Here is a 4,722-nt window from a genome sequence, read left to right on the forward strand (position 1 = left end):
TTGGATAGCAACACGGCTGGATGCCGTGGGGCTACCCACAAATATATTGTAGGAGAAAATTGTTATGTAAATTTAGACTATACGATTCTCCCCATACAACCCCAGCACCATGTTATCCGGCAGCCCGGATTCGGGGTGACCAATCAGCCATTTATTCTTGGCCACCAGCAATGGGTCGGCGTGCTTTTCCGCCAACGCCGTGTTCGTTCCGCGCGGTACTGATTTTCACACGCTGCGGCGGTCGTTTGTTTATTCGGGCAGTCTGCCGTACAGTTCCATCAGGCCGTGCAGGCGGCGGGCCAGGCGGGAGTTGAACACCCCCGGCTCGGCGCGCCAGCACCAGTTGCCGCCCAAAGTCGATGGCGTGTTCATGCGGGACTCATGCCCAAGGCCCAGCACATCCTGCGCCTGCACAACGGCCAGGTCGGCCACGCTCGACCAGACACCGCGCATCATGCCCCAATGGAAGCCCTCTTTCTTCGTCAGGTTCAGGTAGCGCACGGCGCGCTCCACATCCTCGGGCGCGGCGGTCTCCATCCAGCCGTTGACCGGCTCGTTGTCGTGGGTGCCCACGTAGGCGATGCAGTTATTCGGGTAGCTGTGGGGGCGGTAGTCGCCGCCGTCGCGGCTGTCAAAAGCGAACTCCAACACCTTCATACCGGGGTAGCCGCACTCTTTCAGCAGGGCGTTGACATCCTCGGTCAAAAAGCCCAGATTCTCCGCGATAATGCGGGGGCTACCCAGCTTTTTCTTGATGGCGGCAAACAGCGCATAGCCGGGGCCTTCGCGCCAGCGGCCATGTTCGGCGGTCTTGTCGCCGTAGGGGATGGCGTAATATCCCGCGAACCCGCGGAAGTGGTCGATGCGCACCACATCATAGATGCTGCACATATGGCGGATGCGGCGCACCCACCAGGCATAGCCGGTCTTGGCCATGGCGTCCCAGTCAAACAGCGGGTTGCCCCACAGCTGGCCAGTGGCCGAGAAGCCGTCCGGCGGGCAGCCTGCCACCTCGGTGGGCAGCAGGTTTTCGTCCAGCTGGAACTCCTGCGGGCAGCTCCACACATCGACACTGTCCAGCGCGACGTAAATCGGCAAATCACCGATAATGTCGACCTTCATGCGGTTGGCGTAGCTTTTCAGCGCGTTCCACTGGGCGTAGAACAGGTACTGCACCACCTGCCAGAAAGCCACATCGTCGGCGTACTGCTCGCGGGCGGCCTTCAGGGCCTCCGGCTCGCGGCGGCGCAGCGGCTCTTCCCACTCAAGCCAGCAGGCCCCGCCGTGGGCGTCCTTCAGTGCCATGAACAGCGCGTAGTCCGGCAGCCAGAAGGCGTTTTCCTTCACGAACTTGCGGTAGGCGGCGTTGGGCTTTGCCAGCAAACGGCTTGCCGCGCAGCGCAGCACCTTGTAACGTTTTTCGTACAGAGCACCGTAGTTGATGGTATCGGGGGCGGATTCCCAATCGATGTTCTCATATTCCTCGGGCAGAAGCAGGTCGCGCTTGGCAAGCTCGTCGAGGTCGATAAAATATGGGTTGCCCGCAAACGTCGAGAAGGACTGATAGGGGCTGTCGCCGTAGCTGGTGGGGCAGATGGGTAAGATCTGCCAATATGCCTGCCCGGCCTTGGAGAGGAACTCCACAAATCGGCGTGCCTCCGCACCCATAGCGCCAATACCATGGGCCGAGGGCAGGCTGGAAATAGGCATCAAAATGCCGCTTGCTCTCATCAGAGAAAACCTCTTTCTTTTGAATGTAAACGCGGGGTGGGTGCCGGGGACGCCGCCCTCTACAACAAGCTCCGCAGGGGCCGGGTATGCCCGGCCCTCAGCCTTCCGGCAAACGTGCACCTACGGCAAGGCCGCGGGCCGCACACGTGCGGCCCCCACATGGCGGCACTGTTTTTGCAAAGTCGTCAAACCTTCCTCACACTCTCCCCTTCGATCAAATCAAAGGGGACGACTTCGTGTACGGCGCGGCCGGGTTCTTCAATGCAGTGCAGCAAAATTTTTGCACTGCGCTGGGCCAGCTGCTCCATATCCTGCCGGATGGTCGTCAGGCGCGGGATGCTGTACTGCCCCAGGGCAATGCCGTCGTACCCGGCTACCGAGATATCCTGCGGCACCCGCAGCCCGTGATCCTGCAAAGCGCGGATGGCCCCCAGCGCCATCAGGTCCGACATGGCGAACACTGTCGTGATATCGGGGCTGTGGTCCAGCAGATACTCCATCGCCTCGTACCCGCTGCGCAGCGAGAACCGTGCGTAGGCGTACTGCTTTTCCATCTCAAAGGGCAGGCCCAGCCGCAGCATGGCGCTCTGGCAGCCTGCCAGACGCGCAAGGCTCGGGCGGGACTGGCTCGGCTTGCCGCCGATGATGCCGATGCGCCGATGGCCCTGTTTGTACAGGTACTCGATCATCTGGTCGGACGCCGCCATATCATCGACCGACACGCTGGAAAGGTTGGCGATGCGCAGCGTGGCCGCGCTGTTGGTCAGCAGCAGGCAGGGGATGCCCAAATCTTCCAAATCAGGGGTGAAATACTCCAGGTTCGACCCCAGAAACAGAATGCCGTAGGGCTTGCGCTCCGCACAGATGCGCCGGGCCTGGGCGACCTCGTTGGCTTCCTCGTCGATGTAATAGACGGTCGCCACGTAGCCGCTCTCTTCAATCACGCTCTGCAGCTGCTCTAAAATATCGGCGAACAGCATATTCTGCGTGCCCTTGACAATCAGGGCAATGCCGTCATTGGCCTGCTGTTTTAAATGCTTTGCGTTTGCGTTGGGTTCATAGTTGTGGCGGTTCACGACTTCCAGGATTTTCTGCCGCGTCTCGGCGCTGACGCCGGGGGCGTTGTTCAGCGCCCGCGACACCGTACCGATGGCAAAGCCGGATTCCCGCGCAATATCTTTGATGGTCATAAAACCGGACCTCTTTTCTGGTTCGGCTGAGTTTACCCCTTGACCGCACCGGCCACAACGCCGTCAATGATATATTTCTGGCAGAGCAGGTACAGCACGATGACCGGCAGCACCGTAATCATGATGCAGGCCATCATGGGGGCCATTTCCACCTTACCGTAGCTGCCGCGGAAATACTGGATTGCCATGGGGATGGTGCGGTAGGTCTTGATATCCAGCACCAACGTGGGCAGCAGATAGTCGTTCCAGACCCACATCGTTTCCAAGATGGCGGTGGAGATCATCGTTGGCTTCAGAATCGGGCAGACGACCTTGAAGAAGATCTGGATGGGATTGCAGCCGTCGATCATGGCGGCCTCCTCAATGGCGATGGGCATGCTCTTGACAAAGCCGGTGAACATGAACACTGCCAGGCCCGCGCCGAAGCCCAGATAGATGATGCAGATGTTGTAGGGGTTATTCAGCTTTAAAGTATCCGCGGTCTTGGCCAGCGTGAACATGACCATCTGGAAGGGAACGATCATGCTGAACACGCACAGGTAGTACATACCCTTGGAGAGCACGCCCTGCACGCGGGTGATATACCATGCGCACATCGAGCAGCACAGCAGAATCAGTGCGACGGACGAGACCGTGATGACTAAGCTATACCAGAAAGAGGACAAAAAGTCCATTTCCTGAATGCCGTAAATGTAGTTTTTCAGCCCGACGAAGGTTTCGGCGTTCGGCAGTTCAAAGGCGTGGGTCGTGGTGATGGCACGCTCTGTCTTTAAGGAGTTCATCAGGATCATGAACACCGGGTACATCCAGGCAATGCACAGGATGGTCAGCAGGACGGACAGCACCGCATTGATGCGGCGGTCTTTTTTGGTAGCACCCATTATGCCTGCACCTCCTTAGAGCGGGTAAAATGCAGCTGCAGCAGCGAGATGACAACCACAAACAGGAAGAATACGACGGCCTTCGCCTGGCCGATGCCCTTCCACTGGGGTCCAGAGCGGGCATAGAAGGTATCGTAGATGTTGTAGGCCAGCATCATGGACTGTTTGGCGGGCTCGCCTGCCGTCAGGGACAGGTTCTGGTCAAACAGCTTGAAAGAGTTGGTCAGCGTCAGGAACGTGCAAATCGTCACGCTGGGCATGACCATGGGGATCTTGATTTTAAAGAGAGTCTGGCTGGAGGTCGCACCGTCGATGCGTGCGGCCTCGATGAGGTCGGTGGGCACGTTCTGTAAGCCGGCGATGTAAATAATCATCATGTAGCCGATCTGCTGCCAGCACATCAGGATGATAAGGCCCCAGAAGCCGTAGGTGGCGTTCAACGCCAGCAGCGACTTGCCCCAGGCGGACAGCAGGCCGTTGAGCAGGATCTGCCAGATGTAGCCCAGCACGATGCCGCCGATGAGGTTCGGCAGGAAGAAGATGGTACGGAACGCGTTGGTACCGCGCATACCGCGGGTGAGCAGCAGCGCAATGGCGAATGCCAGCACATTGACGAGCACGGTGGATACAACGGTGAACGCCGCCGTGAACCAGAATGCATGGGTGAAGGTGTCATCCATAAGAATCATCTTGTAGTTGCTCAGCCCCGCGAACTGGACGTTTTTGACCGTCGTGAATTTGCAGAACGACAGCCCGGTGCCCCAGATAAAAGGCCACACAAAGCCGATGACAAAGGCAATGAGGGTGGGCAGTACAAAGACTGGCCAGTAGCGCTTAATGGCTTTTTCCATGGAAAAGCCCCCCTTTGTTTAGATTTCCTGTTGCAAAAATGGAGCGGGGCGGGCGGATTCGCCCGCCCC

At 58.7% G+C, this 4,722-nt stretch carries 5 protein-coding genes; all 5 read right to left on the reverse strand.

Translation table 11 applies throughout. The features are described 5' to 3' along the window. Positions 1 to 72: 72 nt before the first annotated feature. A complete protein-coding gene (locus tag NE623_RS14315) occupies positions 73 to 165 on the reverse strand; it encodes a DUF4867 family protein (protein WP_256273485.1) in 93 nt (30 codons plus the stop codon). 84 nt (positions 166 to 249) lie between these two features. Further along, entirely contained in the window at positions 250 to 1,731 is a 1,482-nt protein-coding gene (gene malQ / locus NE623_RS14320; RefSeq protein WP_256273481.1) for a 4-alpha-glucanotransferase, read from the reverse strand. Positions 1,732 to 1,916: 185 nt separating this feature from the next. Continuing rightward, positions 1,917 to 2,921, reverse strand: coding sequence for a LacI family DNA-binding transcriptional regulator (locus NE623_RS14325; RefSeq protein WP_256273482.1), 1,005 nt, complete (start codon positions 2,919 to 2,921; stop codon positions 1,917 to 1,919). A 32-nt stretch (positions 2,922 to 2,953) separates the two neighbouring features. After that, a complete protein-coding gene (locus NE623_RS14330; protein WP_256273483.1) occupies positions 2,954 to 3,802 on the reverse strand; it encodes a carbohydrate ABC transporter permease in 849 nt (282 codons plus the stop codon). Next, positions 3,802 to 4,653 (reverse strand): carbohydrate ABC transporter permease, encoded by an 852-nt coding sequence (locus NE623_RS14335; protein ID WP_256273484.1) that lies wholly within the window; start codon positions 4,651 to 4,653, stop codon positions 3,802 to 3,804. Before NE623_RS14335 ends, NE623_RS14330 begins: the two co-directional genes overlap by 1 nt. Positions 4,654 to 4,722: the final 69 nt, after the last annotated feature.

It is taken from the genome of Gemmiger formicilis, assembly GCF_024462815.1.
In the GTDB taxonomy this organism is placed as follows: Bacteria; Bacillota; Clostridia; order Oscillospirales; family Ruminococcaceae; genus Gemmiger.

Excerpts from the sequence above, each read along its gene's own strand:
- malQ (WP_256273481.1), bottom strand. The coding sequence starts at position 1,731 with ATGAGAGCAAGCGGCATTTTGATGCCTATTTCCAGCCTGCCCTCGGCC.
- NE623_RS14335 (WP_256273484.1), bottom strand. The coding sequence starts at position 4,653 with ATGGAAAAAGCCATTAAGCGCTACTGGCCAGTCTTTGTACTGCCCACC.
- NE623_RS14325 (WP_256273482.1), bottom strand. The coding sequence starts at position 2,921 with ATGACCATCAAAGATATTGCGCGGGAATCCGGCTTTGCCATCGGTACG.
- NE623_RS14330 (WP_256273483.1), bottom strand. The coding sequence starts at position 3,802 with ATGGGTGCTACCAAAAAAGACCGCCGCATCAATGCGGTGCTGTCCGTC.